Source organism: Aeromonas diversa CDC 2478-85 (assembly GCF_000819805.1).
In the GTDB taxonomy this organism is placed as follows: Bacteria; Pseudomonadota; Gammaproteobacteria; order Enterobacterales; family Aeromonadaceae; genus Aeromonas; species Aeromonas diversa.
In genome coordinates this window covers 372,059-390,585 of the sequence record NZ_CDCE01000029.1, presented here as the reverse complement: position 1 = coordinate 390,585, position 18,527 = coordinate 372,059, and the positions used below count along the sequence as shown (strand labels likewise).

The following is an 18,527-nucleotide window of genomic DNA, read 5'->3' as shown; positions in this document are numbered from 1 at the left end:
CTGCTCTGAAGATGACAAGGGAGATGCAATCAGAAACCAGAACAACAATCTTTTTTAAATCAAAGCCTTATTCCTAAAAAATGATAACCTGCACCAAGACGCCGCCAACGTGATAACCAGATCTGTACAGATAGAGACCGAGAGTCAGGCATACGACGCCAGACACACAGAGTGAAACCTCATTCTCCGTCACCACAGGGTAAACGCTCACTCAGGGTTATTGGCCTCGCAAGCCCGGCTAGGCACCTTGCGCAATGCAAATACCATCCCGACCATTGGCTTTCTGGCGATACAGCGCCTGGTCAGCGAGCTCCATCAAGCGACTACTGCCGTTGGCAGAACCCGGTATTTGAGTGACCAGCCCCATGCTCACCGTCACTATCTTCCCGACCGGCGAGGCCTGGTGCTCGAGAGCCAACTGGTGTACCGCGTCCTTGATGCGTTCGGCTGTGGTCATGGCACCCGTGGCATCTGTCCAGGGCAGGAGGCAGGCAAACTCTTCACCACCGATACGGGCGAGAAGATCCTGAGGGCGTAGAAGTGCGCGGCGAAAGGCGTCTGCCAAGGCGCGCAAGCAATCGTCACCGGCCTGGTGGCCATAGTGATCGTTATAGCGTTTGAAATAATCCACATCCAACATGATCAACGACAAGGGCTCTTGATCACGCCGACATTGATGCCAAAGAGAAGCCAGTGCCTCATCGAACTTGCGGCGATTGGCTATCCCTGTCAAGCCGTCCAACATGGCAATCGAACGCAGCACATCGTTCTGCCGCTTAAGAGCCATATGCGTGGCGACCCTGGCTTTGACGATAACCGGGTTGATCGGCTTGGTGATGAAATCCACGGCCCCGATTTCAAAACCCAGCACTTCATCGGACTCGCTGTGCTGGGCGGTCACAAAAATCACCGGGATCTCGGCTGTCATCGGCTCGGCCTTCAGGCGTCGGCACACTTCATAGCCATCCATACCGGGCATCACCACATCCAGAAGAATCAGATCCGGTTGCGCACGCTTTATCTGCTCTAGTGCCTCTTCACCGCTGGCCGCCATGAAGATGTCGTACTGCTGGTGAAACGCCTCGTAGAGAAGGCGGATATTGGTGGGTTGGTCATCGACCACCAGCAATCGGCCACGAGGCAAACTGTTGGCAATCATGCTGGCGATATCGGGCATGGGCGCTCCTCGTATATTACTGGCTTAACAATTGCCGCACTGTGGTCGACGCCGATTCAAAATCCAAGGCCTCTACCTGCTGGGCAAGGGTGTCATAAAGTGGCCCCCTGGCCCCGGCATGCCCCTTGATGACCGGAAGCTCGCTCAGCACCTTGAGGTTACGCTCGTCCAGTAACACCTGGATCTCCAGCAACAACGCCTTGATGGGGTGCACCGTTTGGGGTGTCAGCTCGGGCTCTTCCCCACTTGCTGCACTATTTGTTGCGGCACTATCTGCTGCGCTCAGGGTCTCCAACTGGCTTGCCAACTCGTCACACTGGCAGAGCAACAGACGCTGAAGCTCATCGATATCGTCTTCACTCATCAACGGATGGATATCGCCAGGGTTGGCCGCTCTCTCCTTGAACAAGGCCTCAAAGGCTGTCGCCTGGGCTGCCAATTCATCGGCGCCGAGGGTTGCAGACAAGCCCTTGAGGCTGTGTAGCGCAGTATGACAGCCCGTCACGTCCCTATCGGCCAAGCCTTGGCGCAAATCATCAAGCAACGCCATTCCCTCAGGTTTAAACCGCGCCAGGGTGCGTTTATAGAGTTCCACCTTACCGCCAAATCGGCTCAGCACCAACTCGATGCCTTTCTGTGGGCCGCTATCCACCTCGCCCGTCTCTCTCTGCCGAGATGTTGCGGTCTGCAGCACAGTGACTAATTGATCGAGGATAAAGGGCTTGCCCACATGGTCATTCATGCCTGCCTGCAAGCATTGCTGGCGATCGCTGGCACTGGCGTTGGCGGTCATGGCGATGATGGGCAGAGCGTCAAAGCGCCGGTCAGCACGAATCAGGGTGGTGGCCTCCAGGCCATCCATGACTGGCATCTGCATGTCCATCAGCACAGCATCAAATTGTTGGCGGGCGGCCAGAACCAAATTGGCACCGACCTGTCCGTCTTGAGCCAGCACCACTGTGGCGCCCTCGCCGGTCAGAAGCGCCTCTGCCACCTCTCGGTTCAACGCATTATCTTCCACGACCAGCAGGGTCATGCCCTGCAAGCGCTGCGGCGGGGGTTCGATGCGGGGCTGCGACACAGGAGTGTCACCGTTGAGGCAGGCCGATACCACTGTCGCCAACTGCGCCGGAGTCACCGGCTTGAGCAAGAAAGAATCGAAGGGGGTATCGCCTTTTTTTTGTTCCTCAAGAAACATCTGATGCCCAACAGCGCTCAGCATGATCACAGCCGGGGCCTTATCTGTATAACGCTGCCTTATTTCTCGAGCGACCGTAAGGCCATCCATTTCAGGCATCCGCCAGTCCAGCAAAACCAGTTTGAAGGCATGTTCGGGACCTTTTTCGAATTCATTGTTGAGCATCGTCAACGCATCGTTACCACCGGTGGCGGCATGCATCTGCCAGCCCAGGTCAGTGCCCAGGTCAACCATCAGCTCCCGCACCACTGCACTGTCATCCACCACAAGAATTTTTGGATGGCTCTTTTCTGGCCAGATGACTATCGGTTTTTGGTCCGAGATGGGCAGCTGAATATCGAACCAAAAACGACTGCCTCTCCCGGGGGCACTTTCAACACATAACTCACTCTCCATGAGAGAGAGCAGCCGTTTACTGATGACTAATCCCAGCCCGGTGCCACCAAAACGTCGAGTGGTGGACGCCTCGGCTTGGGTAAAGCTGTCGAAGATGTATCTTTGTTGATCCCTGCTAATCCCGATGCCGGTGTCTTCGACACTCACGCGAATCTTGATGTCGCTATCATCGCGCATGAGTTCCGAGATGCGCACCAATACATGGCCCTGCTCGGTAAACTTGAGGGCGTTGCCGGCCAGATTGACCAACACCTGCTGTAGACGCATGGCGTCCCCCACCACTTCAGCCGGCATACGGATGTCGATGTCATACATCAGCTCAACGGGCTTGCTGCCCAGGTTGCCCGACAGCACGACCGCCAGATCGCGCATCAGTTCTTCGAAGCGGAAGGGGTGGGGGTCCAGGTTCAGTTTGCCCGCATCAATTTTGGAAAAATCGAGGATGTCATTCAACACCCCCAACAGGGATTTGGCCGCCGAAAACGCCTTGGCAACGTAATCACCCTGACGGGAGGTGAGATTGGTTTGCTGCACCAACTGCAACATGCCCAGCACGGCGTTCATGGGCGTGCGTATTTCATGGCTCATGTTAGCCAGGAACTGGCCCTTGGCATTGGCGGCCTGCTCGGCAGCCAGCTTGGCGGTCATCAGGTGCTGTTCGAATTCCTTTTGCCGTCCTATGTCTTGGGCCACCATCAGGTAGCCTTCTATGTTATGGCGCTCATCCCGGATGGGTGTCACGACCAGAGAGACTTGTACAAGAGTGCCGTCCCGACGATACAGTTCCCAATCGCTGCGTTCGGCGGTATCGATCTTGGAGCGATATACCAAGGCCTCGAATCCCTCAATATTCGCCTTATAACGGCGACTGAGCGCCTTGGTGCGGTCGCGAACTTGCTCGTGGTTAAAGAATATGAGAGGTGACTGACCCATTATTTCGTCAGCCTGGTAGGAGAGCATTCGCTCGGCCCCGGTATTAAAGATGGAGATCTGGCCCAATGTATCGGTGGCGATAATGGCAAATTCAGAGGCCGCCTTTAGCACGTTGTTGAGCATCTGGTTAACGCGGTGGCGCTCTGCCTCTGCGGCCTTACGGTCGCTTATATCGGTACGCAGCGCCACCAGCCGCTCGATGTGACCGGCACTGTCGTGAAAAGGCGCGATGACCGTATCAAACCAATGTAACTGTCCATCTTTGGTTCGGTTGCACACCTCACCATGCCAAGCCTGTCCCGCCAGCACCCGCTGCCACATCTGCTGCCAGAAGCTGGCCCCATGCTCACCGGAATTAAGCAGCTTATGGTTTTGGCCAATCAGCTCTTGGCGACTGTAGCCGGTGTGCTCACAAAATTTGTCATTGACGTCGATGATACGGCCAGCCATATCGGTAGCCGAATACAACATTTGCGCGTTAAGGGTGCTGAGCAGGGCCTCGTTTTCCCGAAGGGCATCGGCCAACGCCTGGCGATTTTCCACCAGTTCGGTGACATCATGGACGACGGAGTAAAAACCTTTCACCTCTCCAGCGTCCATATCTGGCAGGTAATAGACCAAGAAGTGCAGATCACCGCCGCCATCAGGCCGGGGAGTGACCCGCTCAAAACTCTGGGGAATACCGGCGAGTGCCAGCTCAACAGCCGAGCGGTCTTTCGCAAACTGCTGGGGCCCCAACAGCTCAGGCAGGCGTTTACCTGGGATCTCACCCGCGTCGAGACCAAACCAGCGGTGATAGGCCTGGTTGGCCACCCGATTGACCAGATCTCGGTCCCAATACCCAATCATTGAAGGCACGGCATCCAGCACGGTGCGTAAAATACTGCGGGCATTGTCCAGCTCAGTGGTGCGCTCGGCCACCTGCCGCTCCAGCGAGAGGTTGAAATCCCGCAACCGGCGCTCGGCGGCCTTATGGTAACTGATATCATGAATCAGCTTGGCAACCCCGATTATCCGGCCATGTTCGTCCGTGATGGCGCTCGCGGTGACCGATACCTCTACCGTGCTGCCGTTCTTACGCCGACACACGGCTTCATTGATGCGAACCGTATTGCCATGGGTTATTTCAGACAATATCAGCTGGTCTTTATCAAGCTCCCCTTCAGGCCACAGCAAGCTGGCCAAGGGTCGTCCCAGCGCCTCTCCCTCCCTGAATCCGAACAGATCGCTGGCGGCATGGTTCCAGTGGGTAACATTACCGTCTAATCCTTGCCCAATGATGGCATCAGAAGTGTTCTCCACTATCGTGGCAGTGCGGGCTCGCTCCATGTCGATGGCGCGCCGGCTTCGCCAGTTGGCAACCAGAGCCACAGCCAACAGCGCCACCAGCATACTGGCCAGAGAGCCGACGGTGAGAATGAGGCTGGGTTGAAGCTGGTTCAGACTCGCCACAAACCTTGGCGAGGCGGCGACAGTGAACTCCCAGGTACGGCCAAAGACCTTAGTACGAGCATGCTGCGGGTATAACCACTGATCCGCTTGGGATGTTAAGGCGGTATAAAACGGTACTGGGGCCTTGGGGTCGGTCACATCTCGCAGCGTTAATAACAAACGCTCGTCCCTCATTGGTAGCTTGGCCAGCACGTCACTCATGCTCAAGGCCGCATAGCTCCAGCCCACCGCTTTTTGGCGCCGCTCTGCCAGCGTCGCTGGGACGACAGGCTCTTGATAGATGGCCATCAGGATGAGAAACGACTGGGTTGGTGCCCCTGTGGCCTGTACCAGGGTGATGGGTGCACTCAGCTGCACCTGGCCAGTATCGATAGCCGCTATGGCTGCGACGCGTCTGTTGGTTTCAGAGGCAATATCTAGCCCAACGGCCTGAATATTGCGGCCCACAGGCTCTATGTACTGGATAATAAAGCGCTCCCCATCGTGAGGGGTTAATTGACGCACAGCAAACTGCGGCCAACCATCCTGGCGGGCACGGGCTACAAAGTCAGCCTCGCTGCCCTGGCTGACACGACGAATGAAACCAAAACCACGAGCACCGGGGAACTCGGTGTCGATGTCGCGGGTAGCAATGTAGCGCTGAAAGTCCTTGCGTGTGATCTTGTCATCACCCTTGGTCAGGATGACGCCTCTGGCGCCGCGCAGCCCGTATTGATAGAGGGTGATTCGGTCTAACACCTCATGCCGCAGTCTATGGGCATGCTCTTTGATAGCTTCTTCAACGCCAGTGCGATTAGCGTCGTACTGGCGCCAAGCCAGAAGCAGGGTCACTCCCAAGCAGGCGGCAAAGGTGATGAAAAACCACTTGCCTGACCACCAGCCACGGCCCATCACGCCGTTTTTTTTAGTTATCGCAGCCCACAAAGCCACAATGCCTCCCAGCCCAACAAGCGCCTGATGAACGTCACCTGACAACCTATCCCAATATATTCAATATCTTAGCTTAGAAGATAACTGGCTGCCGTATTCAAAGAAATCCAAATGGTTGGTCAGGCTATATGCGGTGGTCCAGTCATGCCGGACGGTAGGTGAGGGGTATCGGACTACGCAGGAACTGCCGCAGATAAGCAGCCATGTGGGGGGCATAAGCCCCTGGTGCAGGCGGCCGCTTACGACCGGAAAATGCAGATCCCCCCCCCGACGCTCGACCTTGAATCGTCAAGTAGCTCGATAGTGGGATAGTTTACGGGGGGTAAAAAGCAAAAGGGTTAGGCGACGTGAATCACCTAACCCCTTGAATTTGATGGCGGAGGAGGTGGGATTTGAACCCACGGATGGTCGCCCATCGACGGTTTTCAAGACCGTTGCATTAAGCCGCTCTGCCACCCCTCCGCAGCAGTGGCGTGAATACTAACCGTGGCTTTTCCCCTTGTAAATCCCCCTCGGTTCCGTTTGCCGATTAAATCGACAAAGTGCCGAACTTGGTAGCAAAAAGGTCCATTTGCCCTCCCCTCCCTTGACATCTCTGACCACTCTCCCACTATAGGGCGACCCAATCCTGCGATGATGAGTATCATGCGTATCAAATCCGTTCTGATCGGTGCCTTGGCCGGCGCCACCCTGATGGGCCTGCCGCTGCAGGCTGCCGAATTGACCAAATCCGATGTGGAGCAGATCGTTCGCGACTACCTGCTGAAGAACCCCGAAATCCTGGTCGAAATGTCCAACCAGTTGCGCTCCAAGCAGGAGAGCATGCAGGCCGCCAACGACAAAGATCTGATCAAGGCCCACGCCAAGCAGCTCTATGACAACAAGGATCCCGAGATCGGCAACCCCAAGGGCAGCCTGACTATCGTCGAGTTCTTTGACTACAACTGCGGCTACTGCAAGCGCGCCCATCCGCTGATTGCCCAACTGCTCAAGGACGACAAGGACATTCGCTACATCTACAAGCAATTCCCCATCCTGAGCGAAACCTCTCTCTACGCCGCCCGTGCCGCCCTGGCGGTGCAATTGACCCAACCGGGCAAGTATGTGGCGTTCCACGACAAGCTGGCTGGCTTTCAGGGCCACCTGAGTGACGAGGCCCAGGTAGAGAAGCTGGCCAAAGAGGCCGGTGTGGACTGGAGCAAGGCCAAGGCCAAGCTCGACGATCCTGCCGTCAACCAGAGCCTTGGCACCAGCCGGGCCCTGGCCGAGGCGCTGGGGATCAGCGGTACCCCCGCCTTCATCATCGGGGATCAAGTCCTGCGGGGCGCCCCCCGCGATCTGGCCACGCTCAAGGCCTTCATCAAGGATGTGCGTAGCGGCAAATCCTCCTGATGGTAGTGAGCCGGCTCTCGTAGCCGGCCTTTTTCTCAGCGTAATCAATAATAATTATCATTCCTTGCAAGCCCCTCCCTCCCTTGTCATAATGCCGGCCCGTTCAGGCAAACAATAATCATTATCAAAAAATGAAACCGCACCTCATGGCGTGGTCGGCACTCTTTTGCTGTTCGACTCTGGCCGCCAACTCTCCCCAGCAGCGGGACGAAACCATCATAGTCACCGGACAAAGGGTCAAGCAGAAGCTGTCAGAGCTGCCCGGCTCTCTGACCGTCATCACGGATGAAGAGATTGAGCGCCAGGTGGCGAGCGAGCTCACCCATCTGTTTCGCAGCACCCCCGGCGTCTCGGTTACCGGCTCGGCCGGCCGCCCCCAGAACATCTCCATCCGGGGCATCGGCGGCAACCGCATCCTGATGATCAAAGACGGGATCCGGGTCAGCGACGGCTTCGGTGCCGATAACCTCAACGACAAGGTGGGGCGTTTCACCTTCGATCTCGATGACATCAAGCAGATTGAGATCGCCAAGGGGGCCGGCGCCTCCCTGCATGGCTCCGATGCCATCGGTGGCACCATCAACATCACCACCAAGCAGCCCGAGGACTATCTGCAGGGGCAAGACGCCTACCTCGCCGGTAAGGGGCTCCATTCGGGTGACAGCGACAAGAACAAGCTGGGGCTGACCGGCGCCACCCGCCTGCTCGGTGGCGAGCACCTGCTGCGCCTCTCCGGCTGGCGTGGCCACGAGAGTGCCAACTTCGAGCAGAGCCGTATTCCGGCCGAGCTCGACGGCATGAGCCTCTCCGCCGCCAGCCGATTCGCCCTCGGAGATAGCGACACCCTGCGCATCGAATACGATCACTTCGCCGACAATGGCAGCCGGGATCAAGGTCCCCGAACTCTGACTCAATCCGACGGCAACTGGGACGTGATCGCCTATCGGGAACGTGGGGAGCAGCGCAGCAACAGCGGCAAACTGAGCTGGGAGCGCCGTGATCTCGGCCCCCTGGATAGCCTGACCTGGAGCCTCTATGGCAGCGATGCCCGCAACCTGGCCAACCAGCGTCAGTTGCTGCGTAACGACGCGCTGAGCGGCTACCCCCGCTACCGTAGCCAGCAGACCCTTGCCCGCTTCGACGAGGAGCGCTTGGGCAGCGAACTCGAGCTGCAGAGCAGCCATCGTCAGGGAGCCCTGCGCCATCGCCTCAGCTATGGCCTGGAGCTGGAGCAGGCGGAGCACCGTCGCCCGGTCGAGGAGCGCAGCTTCGAAAATGGCGTGGCCAGCGCCGCCGCGCGCGCGCCCTTCAGTCAGGCCACCACCCAGCGAGTAGGTCTCTGGCTGAGCGACGTGATGAACTGGGGTGACTGGCAGCTGACCCCCTCCCTGCGCTTCGATCACCAGAGCCTGCAGGCCAAGAGCAGCCTCTTCCCCGGCAACGAGAGCAGCAACCTCTCCCCCAGCCTGATGGGCGGCTATCGCTTCGACGAGACCTGGCGCACCTGGCTGAGCTACGCCAAGGGGTTCAAGGCCCCCTCCTACGACCACGTGTATGGCTCCATTCCTCACTACTTCGCCCTGCCGCCGTTCGAGATAGTCCCCAATACCAAGCTCAAGGCCGAGACCAGCCACGCCCTCGAGTGGGGAGTGAACGGTCAGGGAGAGCGCTGGAGCCTGACCCCGACCCTCTTCTACAACCGCTATTACAACCAGATCGACTGGCGCCAGTTCGGTCTGCGCCTCGACGATGGCGTCTATCTGCGTCAATACCGCAACCTCGCCAACACCGAGAGTTGGGGGGCCGAGCTGGCCGCCAGCCTCTGGCTGAGTGAGCAGTGGGAGCTGAGCTCGTCCCTCGCCTGGATGGATGGTCGCGACAGCCAGGGTCAGCCCCTGCGCACCCTCAGCCCGCTCGAGGGGAGCAGCACCCTGCGCTGGCAGGGTAGCGAACTGGGTCTCTCCCTCATCGCCAACTATGCCGCCGCCATGAGCCAGGTTCCCCGCTGCGAGGATCAGCGCAGCGGCTACCGGGGCGCTTGCCTCGGCACGCCGGGCTGGCTGAGCCTGGACCTGGGGCTCGACTGGCAGGCCAGCGATGCGCTCAAGATCAACGCCACCGTCGGCAACCTGCTCGATGCCCGTTACATCCGCTATCAGGATGTGGCCGGTCAGGCGCCGGGGAGCAACACCAGCCTCTATACCCAGAGCGGCCGCTACCTTTCGGCCAGCCTCAACTACCGCTTCGTGGGGCTCTGATCATGTCCTTTATGATGCTGGCGGCCCTTCTGGCCGCCACTCCGGCGGCTGCGCTGCCGCCCCCCATCCCCCGCCATGACGGGGTCATTCAGGGTACGCCGGCCCGCTTCGACCCTTATGCCTGGCTGCGCGACGACAGCCGCAGCCGCCCCGACTTGCTGGCCCTGCTCGAGGCGCAAAACGCCTGGAGCGAAGCCGTGCTGGCCGGTCAGCAGCCCCTCGAGGCACGCCTGCGCCAGGAGTTCGACGCACGCCCACGGGGTGATGCGGCGTCCGAGAGCTGGGTGACGCGAGCAGGGCACGCCTGGCGCCTCGCCCCCGATGGCAGCCTATGGCGCAAGGGCGAGGCTCACCCCGTGCTGCCCGCTCGCAGCGCAGAGGGCTACTACGAGGCGGGGGGCTGGAGCCTGAGCCCAGACGGCCGCTTGCTCGCCATCGCCGAGGACAGGCGCGGCAGCCGCGACTACCGGGTCAGCGTACTGCGCCTGGAGGATGGCCAGGTGCTGGCCGAGCTGACGGGACGCAGCAGCGATCTGGCCTGGGCCGATGACGGCCAGACCCTCTACACCATCGGCAACGAGCGCCGCACCCTGCGCCCTTACCGGCTGCTCGCCTGGCATGGCGGTCAGGAGAAGGCGCTCTGGCAAGAGCGCGACCCCGCCTGGCTCGTCAGCCTCTACCGCACCACTGACGATCGCTTCCTGCTGCTCCAGAGCAACAACCACGACAGCAGCGAGCAGTACCTGCTCGAGGGCTCTCGGGCTCCGCACCTGCTGCAAGGGCGCCGCGCCGGGGTTGAGTACTACGCCGACCATCAGAGCGGCTGGGTGATCCGCAGCAACCGGGACGGCGCCTTCGCCCTCTACGGGGCCGAGCAGCCGGACCGGCGCTGGCTGCGACTGTGGCAACCACCGGCGGGCGCCACCATGGAGAAGTGGCGCCTGTTTGAACGCCATCTGGTGGTGCAACTGCGTCACGCAGGGCAAGACGAGGTGGCCCTGCTAGACAGGCAGGGCAATGAGCGCCACCGCCTGCCCCTCTCGGGCAGCGCCGGCACCGGCTGGCTGCAGGGCGCCCAGGATCCGGCGGCCGATCGCATCCTGGTGCGCAGCCAATCCTTGAGTACGCCGCCGCGTGAGCGCTGGCTCGATCTGAATGAGGGGCGCTGGAGCGCCCCCCTCGAAGACACGACCACGGCCTATCGCAGCGAGCGCCGCTGGATCACCTCGGCCGACGGCACCCGGGTACCTGTCTCGCTGGCCTGGCGCGAGGGCGTCACACCGCGCGCCGTGCTGCTCTATGGTTACGGGGCCTACGGCACACCGATGCGCCCCTACTACCAGCGCGAGGTGCTGAGCCTGCTCGATCGCGGCGTGCTCTACGCCATCGTCCACGTCCGCGGCGGTGGTCTGCTCGGCGAGGAGTGGACCCAAGCCGGTCGTGGCATCCACAAGCAGCGCGGCATCGACGACTTCCTCGCCGCCGCCGACACCCTGGGCCAGCAGGGCCGGCTGCCGGTGCTGGCCATGGGCGGCAGCGCCGGCGGACTGCTGGTGGGCGCCGCCCTCAACCAGGCCCCCACGCACTTCGCCGCCGCCGTGCTGCAGGTACCCTTCCTCGATCCCATCGCCACCATGATGGATCCCGAGCTGCCGCTGACCCGTCAGGAGTATCAGGAGTGGGGCAACCCGGCGCTCCCCGCCGAATACGCCGCCCTGCGCCGCATCAGCCCCTATGACAATCTGGCCCGCCGTCCCTACCCCCCGGTGTTGGTGAGTACCGCCCTCTATGACAGCCAGGTCCCCTACTGGGAACCCCTGAAGTGGATGGCGCGCCTGCGCGAGCAGAGCACGAGCCAGGGCCCCTATCTGCTGCTCACCGAACTCGAGGGCGGCCACCGGGCCGGTGGCGGCGATCGCGCCCGGGAGTTGGCATTCCTGCTGACCCAGGTGGGCTTGAATGATTCTGGAGAACAACCATGAAACCCCTCTATCCCCTGTTACTGCTCGCATCGACCCTGGCTCAGGGCGCCGAGCTTCGCCTGCTCGAGAACGCCTCAGTGGTGGATCAGCCGGCGCTGTGGCTCGGCCAGACGCTGGGCGTGACGCTGCGCTCCGACTACGACAAGGCGTCGCTGACCGGCCATCACTACCACTTCCAACAGACCTGGGAGGGGGTGCCCATCGCCACCCGCTTCGCGGCCCTGAGCCTGGATGGCGACGGCCGCCCCTGGCGCTACTATCACCACACCCGTCCGGTGACGGCCGCCCCGGCCGCCTGTCGCGATCCGGCCCCCCTCGCCGACTATGTCGCCGCCCAACAGGCGAGCGAGACCATCGCCCGTTTCGCGGCCGATGCGGCCCAGGCCCAAGCCTGGTATTGGCCGACCGCCGAGGGCCTGGTGCCGGCCTGGCGGCTGCTCGCGGTGGAACACAAGCGCGATACCCTCAAGTCCACCGCCTGGCAGATCTTTCTCTCCTGTGACGGCCAGAGCGAGCTTGGCCGCCTGACTCAGAATGCCGCCACCCGGGATCAGGCCCAGCCCCTTGCCGGCAGCGCCGAGACGGTGAGCACCCAGGTCTTCGAGCAGGATCCGCGCACCCGGCTCGCTCACCCCGAGCTGGTGTGGCGGGCCGAGCTGACGCTGCCCGCCGAGGCCTACAGTCGGGTTTCCCTGCCGGTGACCCGCATGAGCGACGGCTGGCACCTGGCCGGGCCCTACGCCCGGGTGGTGGATGCCACCGCCCCCGACACGGCCCCCTTCATCGGGGAGCACGCCGACGCCTTCATGCTGGCGCATAGCCATCCGGCTTTTCTCGATATCAACGCTTACTACCACCTGGATCTGGCGCAGCGCCACGTGGCGCGGCTCGGCTTTGCCGACCTGATGGGCGGCGCGCTCAACATCGACACCGACGCCGGCTGGCAGGACAACTCCCTGTACGATCCCTACGAGCGGCGTCTCGAGATAGGCCGCAGCGGGGTGCCGGATGCCGAAGATCCCATGGTGATCTGGCACGAATTCGGCCACGCGGTGCAGCACCACATACTGCCAGATCTGGGGGATGCGGGTGACTGGGGCGCCATCGGGGAAGGCTTTAGCGACTACCTGGCCGCCAGCTGGCGCCAGCGCAGTCCTCAGGGTCAGGGATTCGAGCCCTTCATGGTGTTCAACTGGGATGCCAGGTTCAGTGGCCGTACCCCGCGCCAGCTCGACGATGGCCGCGCCCGTTACCACCCGGATATGCGCTACCCGGCCCATGTCACGGTCAACGGCAGCAATGCCGATCAGCTGTGGGGCACGCCGCTGTTCACGGCCCTGCGCGAGGCGGTCGAGCGCCACGGCGAACCGGCCCGCGACGAGATGGATCGCCTGCTGATCGAGTCTCACTTCGGCCTCGGCCCCGACATCCGCATGCCCCAGCTGGCACGGGTCACGGTGGAGACGGCCCGCCGCCTCTATCCCGAGCGCGACTATGCCCTCCTGCTCGAGCAGGCGTTCCGCCACCACGGCATACTGCAAGCCCCACTCACGGTGCGCCCGGCCGACGGCAGCTACCTGCAACCCGGCGAGCCCAAGGCGCTCATCCTCGAGCTGGTCAACGACGGCGCTGACGAGGTGCGTGTCATCCAGGCCCAGGCTCACCCCCAAAACGGCCTCACCCCGACAGGCGATTGGCAGGGCTCGGTGGCGGGTCACAGCCAGACCCGGTGGCCGCTGACGGTAACGGCCGATGCCAAGCTGCAGTGTGGCCGTTCCGTCGAGCTGCCCCTCTCCCTCACCCTGGACGGGGTGGCGCCGAGCGAGCGCAACGCGCGCCTCACCCTGCGCCTGCCGGTCGGCAAGCCGGTGCTGGCCCATGCCGGCGGCAACGGTGGCCCCCTCAAGGAGGCGACGTCATCGGAAGAGCACGGCCTCACCCGCTATCGCCTCACGCTGGACGCGGGGACGGCACGGGTGGACGAGGGCTTCATTCTCGGGATGGATCTCGAACATGAGCGCCTCGAGGAGCTGCAGATCTGGCTCACCTCCCCCTACGGCACCCGCATCGTGCTCTGGGATCGGGCCCACAGCTCGGGCACCCGTCTGCATGGGGCCTTCCCCATCACGCTGCAGCCCCTCGAGCCCCTCGATGCGCTGCTCGGTGAGCCCCTCTCCGGAACCTGGCAGCTCGACATCGTCGATGCCGAGCCGGGCCATGGTGGCGCCCTGCACGACTGGTACCTGCAGCAGCAGGTGGGTGCCGAGTGCGGCAAGAAGGTAGAGATCCCCACCACGGGTGTCATCCCGCTCGGCGACGACTCGGAAGGGGGCGGCGGCGCACTCGGCTGGCCCCTGCTCACCCTGCTCCTGCTGGTGCGCCGACTGCGCGCCCGCCACTGATATTGCGAACGAGGAATCAAGATGCGATACCCCATCTGTGTGCTGGCCACCCTGTGCGTCCAGCTGACCGGCTGCGGAGGCGCCGAGGATAGCGCCCCCCTGACCGCCCCCGACTATCGGGTCCATGTGACTGTGCCGACCGGCGGCACCCTGTGCGTCGATCAGGACCAAAACTGGCAGTGCGGCGCCGGCGAGCCGATCGTCACCGGCAGCGGCCGCCTCACCCTGATCGGCAGCCACTCCAGCCTGCTTACCTCACCCCTTCTGTTTATCCCGGCAGGGGCGTCCCCGCTGCTCCATCCGGCAGCGATGCGCGATGGGCTCGAGCTCGCCCCCGGCGTGCTGACCACGCTGCTGCAAAGCCGCATCGCCCAAGGGCGCTCCACCGAGCAGGCCCTGCGTAGCCTGCAAGACGATCTCGCCCCTCTCGCGCCGGGTGAAGGGATCGGTGCCCTCTCGGCCTTCCCCGAGTTCGAGTCAGCCCTGTCGGCGCTCGGGGCCGACGCCCTGAGGCGCTATCACCCGCGCGCAGAAGGGGCCGCCCCGTTCGCTGCCCTCTATCGGGCGCTCTCCGATGCCCTGCCGGCGCTCTCGCGCCAGTGGCAGGAGCAGGCCAGCCTGGAGGGAGCCCTGCCCCGCCTGCAGGCCCTGCTCGACTTGCAACAACCCGAAGAGACGCTCACGGTCACCGGCGTCACCACCTATGCCGATGGCGTCAGCGCCCTGCTCGGTGAGGAGCCCGCCGACTATCCGGGCCAGGACGCCAGCTGGAGCCAAGCGCGCGCCCCCTTGTCTTATCGCAAGCTGGCCGCCGATGGCTCCCCCCTGCCGGCGGACGCCAAGACCTGGCAGTGCGTGGAAGATCTGCGTACTCGCCTGGTATGGGAGGTCAAGTCAAGCGATCCGCGCAGCCCCGCCTGGTCCGGTCGCCCCTTCGTCTATGCCGACAGCCGCCACCCCGCCACAAGCGGGGAGCGCAACGAGATCACGACGAAGGTGATCGACGAGCAGATTGCCCAGTGGAACGCGGAGGGGCTGGAGACCAGCGAGATTGAGGCCACCTTGCGCAGTGCCGTCACCACCGAGGAATACGTGCGCTGGTTTAACGCACGCCAGCCGTGCGGCATCAAGCGCTGGCGCCTGCCCACCTTTGGCGAGCTCAGCTCCCTGCTCCATCTGGGTAGCCTGTCGCGCGACGCCGCCGGGGAGGCCATCACCATCGACACCCGCTTCTTCCCGGACGTGACCCCCTCCTACCTGGGATACAACGACGGGGCCTACTGGAGCAGTACCCTGAGTCTGGCTCGCGTGCTCGAAAACACCCCGGTCAGCGCCCAGAACGTCACCTTCTACGGGGAGGATGCCGGCGTGGCCGGCACCACCGCCATCGGGAGCCAAGAATTTGGCATCGAACCCCTTCTCATCAGACTGGTCGCCGAGGTAACCCCATGAAACTGACCGCCAGCCTTACTCTGCTGCTGACCCTCTACGCCGGTGCCGCAGGCGCCGTCGCCATCTGCAGCGAAACCCTCGACCGCACCGTGCCGACCGCCCGCTTCAGCGACAACGGCAACGGCACCGTCACCGATCTGGGGAGCGGCCTGACCTGGATGCGCTGCCAACTCGGCCAGAAATGGAGTGGCACCGGCTGCAGCGGAGAGCCAAGTCGCTTCTACTGGCAACAGGCGCTGCAGGAGGCCGAACGCATCCGCGAGCAGCCGGGCCACGCCCTGCACGGCTTCGGTGGCAAGCAGGCGTGGCGTCTGCCCGATGCCAAGGAGATCCTCACCATCTATGAGTCGGCCTGCATCAAGCCAACCCTGAACGAGGTGCTCTTCCCCCGCGCCATGGCCGGCGAAGGCAAGGAGGTGCAAGACGGCTATGTCTATCTGTGGACGTCCACCGCCGCCGCCCACAATGGCCAGGTGCTCTATCTGGACATTACCCAGGGGGGGCTCGGCTATCGCAAGCCATTCGCCTATCCGCAGCAGGTGCTGCTGGTGGCGAGCCGATAGCAAGAGAGGGCGCAGGGTGATACCTGCGCCTTTTTTCAACCCGGTGGCGAACCCTTGTGCGATCTGGCCTCAAATTGTCGCTAAGCCCATGATGCAAAAGCGCGGTGGAGCTGGTATCAGGGGGGACAAACGGTTAGTCTAGCGGCGTAAATGCAATCCCCGTGAGGTACCGATGAAAACCATAGTGCGTTTCAGCCTGCTGGGCGCCTTGATGCTGGGTGGTCACGCCTTTGCTGATGAGCCGAAAAAATTTGATATCAGCATGTTCCCGGCGGCCGAGCCGAACCAGGAACGTGTGGTGATCCGCCTGCCGGAAATGGAGAACGAGGCCGACATGATGGTCGAGCTCCAGGTGGGCAAGATGATGATGGTCGATTGCAACCAGCCCCGCTTCTCGGGCAACCTGGAGCAGCACAGCGTCAAGGGATGGGGCTATAACTACCTATCCCTCGGCAAGGTCTCCGATCCCATCTCAACCCTGATGGCCTGTCCGGATCCCCAGAAGAAAGAAGCCTTCGTCCAGGTCTTCGGCCAGGGCTATTTCCTTAATTACAACTCCAAGCTCCCCTTCGTCATCTATATTCCCCAGGAGTACGAGGTGCGCTACCGCCTGTGGCGGGCCGACAAGTCGGCGCAACCCGCGCTGGTGGAGTAATCCCCCCTTATATGAGTGAGGCCAGGCAAATGCCTGGCCTCACTGTTTCTGCTTGCCGGTTACGAGGCGCGGCAGCTGCGAAAGAGGTCGAGCTCGGGTCGGTACACCTTGGTACTCACATCCATGACGCCCAGCAGAGAGTCAAACAGATTGTCCTGAGAGAAGGTCCCATTCCTGGCCTCCTGGGTCAGGCATCCAGCATCGATCCCCTTACCCTTGGCAAACTCCGGGGAGAGCCACATCAACATGGGGATGTGAGTCTGCTCCTGGGGAGCCAGGGCATAGGGGGTGCCGTGCAGATAGAGCCCCTTCTCACCGAGCGACTCGCCGTGATCCGACAGATAGATGAGCCCTACCCGGTAACGGGATTCCAACCCCTTGAGTCGCTGGATCAGCTGCCCCAAGAACCAGTCTGTGTAGCGAATGCTGTTGTCATAGGTGTTGACCAGCGCCTCTGAAGAGCAATTTTCGATGTCGCTGCGGGCACAGTCGGGCGTGAAGGTGCGCAGCGCTTGTGGATAACGGCGGAAATAGGTGGGGCCGTGACTCCCCATCAGATGGAAGGCGACCAGGGCACTGCCCTTCATCTTCTCTATCTGGCTCTCCAGGCCGTCGAGCAGCACAGCATCGAGGCAGGCATCCCCGTGGCACAGCTCGGGATACTGCTTGGGATCCCGCTCTATGGTCGGCACCCGATCACACACCCCCTTGCAGCCCCCATCGTTCTCTTTCCACAGCACAGAGACACCGGCGCGCTGCAACACGTCAAGCACCCCGTCCTGGCTGTAGGCGACCCGATCGTCATAGTGAGCCCGGGTCAGGTTGGAGAACATGCAGGGCACGGAGACGGCGGTGGCGGTGCCGCAGGAGGAGACGTTGGCGAACGAGATGACACCGGCGTCACGGGTGTAGGGATTGGTATCGCGGTCATAACCGTTGAGGGCATAGTTTTGGGCACGCGCCGTCTCACCCACCACCAGAAACAGCAGGGTCGGCTTGTCACCCTCACCAGCCAGCAGGCGGGCATCACTGCCCAGCTCCCGATAGGGCATGGGGGGCATCAGGTAGCGATCCCGCACAATCTTCCAGGTCGCATGGACATAGCTGGAGGGGACCAGCTGGTGGGTCAGCATCTTGTTGTTGCGCCCCACCGAGGCATAGTCCTCGTAGTAACCGGCGGCGATGCCCGCGACCACCACCACCGACAAGGCGGCGCCAGCCAGACGCATGGCGCCACCACGCCACCAACCGCGCGGGTATTCGATGCGAGTGAGCAGCAGCAACAGGGCCGGCAGCAGGCCGGTGAGCAGGAACCAGAGCGCGCTCGGCAGACTGAGGTAAGAGCCCGCCTCCCCCGAGTTGGTTTCTATGATGTTACGCACCATGGAGCTGTCAAACAGCACCCCGTATTTGAGCATGGCGAAGCTCGCCAGCGACCCGGTCAGCAGCATCAGGATGAAGAAGGGCTTTTGCACGAAGCGCAGGGAGAACGGCAAGAAGACCAGATTCAGGGCCGCCACCAGCAGCAGCGGGATGGAGAGCAGGAAGCCCACCTTGACGTGGTCGAGGCGCTGCAGGATATCGGCTATGTGCAACAGCACGGGCCAGTTCAGCACGAGTGCAAAGTAGAGCACCAACAAGAGGTGCAGACGGAACATGGAAAGACGAAACGGCATGGTACTTCCCCATCAAAACGGATGGGCAGAGGGTGCCGCAGCAAACTTAAGGGGGGCTTAA

At 62.2% G+C, this 18,527-nt stretch carries 10 protein-coding genes and 1 tRNA gene; 7 read left to right on the top strand and 4 right to left on the bottom strand.

All coding sequences use genetic code 11. From position 1 onward, the window contains the following. Positions 1-238: 238 nt before the first annotated feature. The 3 genes from BN1121_RS11220 to BN1121_RS11210 form a co-directional block, all read right to left on the bottom strand. Positions 239-1,177 (bottom strand): diguanylate cyclase domain-containing protein, encoded by a 939-nt coding sequence (locus BN1121_RS11220; RefSeq protein ID WP_005347902.1) that lies wholly within the window; start codon positions 1,175-1,177, stop codon positions 239-241. A gap of 16 nt (positions 1,178-1,193) precedes the next feature. Next, the gene (locus tag BN1121_RS11215; protein WP_052450253.1) at positions 1,194-6,086 is read right to left on the bottom strand and encodes a PAS domain S-box protein; all 4,893 of its coding nucleotides are present in this window, start codon (positions 6,084-6,086) and stop codon (positions 1,194-1,196) included. Positions 6,087-6,460: 374 nt separating this feature from the next. Continuing rightward, positions 6,461-6,548 (bottom strand) — tRNA-Ser (locus tag BN1121_RS11210). A gap of 183 nt (positions 6,549-6,731) precedes the next feature. Here BN1121_RS11210 and BN1121_RS11205 point away from each other — a divergent pair. From BN1121_RS11205 to eco, 7 genes are all read left to right on the top strand, one after another. Beyond that, the gene (locus tag BN1121_RS11205; RefSeq protein ID WP_005347896.1) at positions 6,732-7,478 is read left to right on the top strand and encodes a DsbA family protein; all 747 of its coding nucleotides are present in this window, start codon (positions 6,732-6,734) and stop codon (positions 7,476-7,478) included. Positions 7,479-7,609: 131 nt separating this feature from the next. Beyond that, positions 7,610-9,736: a TonB-dependent hemoglobin/transferrin/lactoferrin family receptor gene (locus BN1121_RS11200; RefSeq protein ID WP_043157134.1), complete on the top strand. Its 2,127-nt coding sequence runs from the start codon at positions 7,610-7,612 to the stop codon at positions 9,734-9,736. Between the two features lie 2 nt (positions 9,737-9,738). Beyond that, entirely contained in the window at positions 9,739-11,718 is a 1,980-nt protein-coding gene (locus BN1121_RS11195) for a prolyl oligopeptidase family serine peptidase (protein ID WP_005347893.1), read from the top strand. After that, positions 11,715-14,120 carry a proprotein convertase P-domain-containing protein gene (locus BN1121_RS11190; protein WP_005347891.1) on the top strand — a complete coding sequence of 802 codons (2,406 nt, stop codon included), beginning with the start codon at positions 11,715-11,717 and terminating at the stop codon, positions 14,118-14,120. The genes BN1121_RS11195 and BN1121_RS11190 overlap by 4 nt, the downstream gene beginning before the upstream one ends. 21 nt (positions 14,121-14,141) lie before the next feature. Continuing rightward, positions 14,142-15,572 carry an Lcl domain-containing protein gene (locus BN1121_RS11185; protein WP_005347888.1) on the top strand — a complete coding sequence of 477 codons (1,431 nt, stop codon included), beginning with the start codon at positions 14,142-14,144 and terminating at the stop codon, positions 15,570-15,572. Then, entirely contained in the window at positions 15,569-16,135 is a 567-nt protein-coding gene (locus BN1121_RS11180; protein ID WP_005347887.1) for an Lcl C-terminal domain-containing protein, read from the top strand. Before BN1121_RS11185 ends, BN1121_RS11180 begins: the two co-directional genes overlap by 4 nt. Positions 16,136-16,307: 172 nt before the next feature. Then, complete coding sequence (eco, locus tag BN1121_RS11175; protein ID WP_005347885.1) at positions 16,308-16,790, top strand: serine protease inhibitor ecotin; 483 nt, start codon at positions 16,308-16,310, stop codon at positions 16,788-16,790. Positions 16,791-16,849: 59 nt separating this feature from the next. On the opposite strand, the gene BN1121_RS11170 is transcribed toward eco, so the two are convergent. Continuing rightward, positions 16,850-18,466 carry a phosphoethanolamine transferase gene (locus BN1121_RS11170; RefSeq protein WP_005347883.1) on the bottom strand — a complete coding sequence of 539 codons (1,617 nt, stop codon included), beginning with the start codon at positions 18,464-18,466 and terminating at the stop codon, positions 16,850-16,852. Between the last annotated feature and the right edge of the window lie 61 nt (positions 18,467-18,527).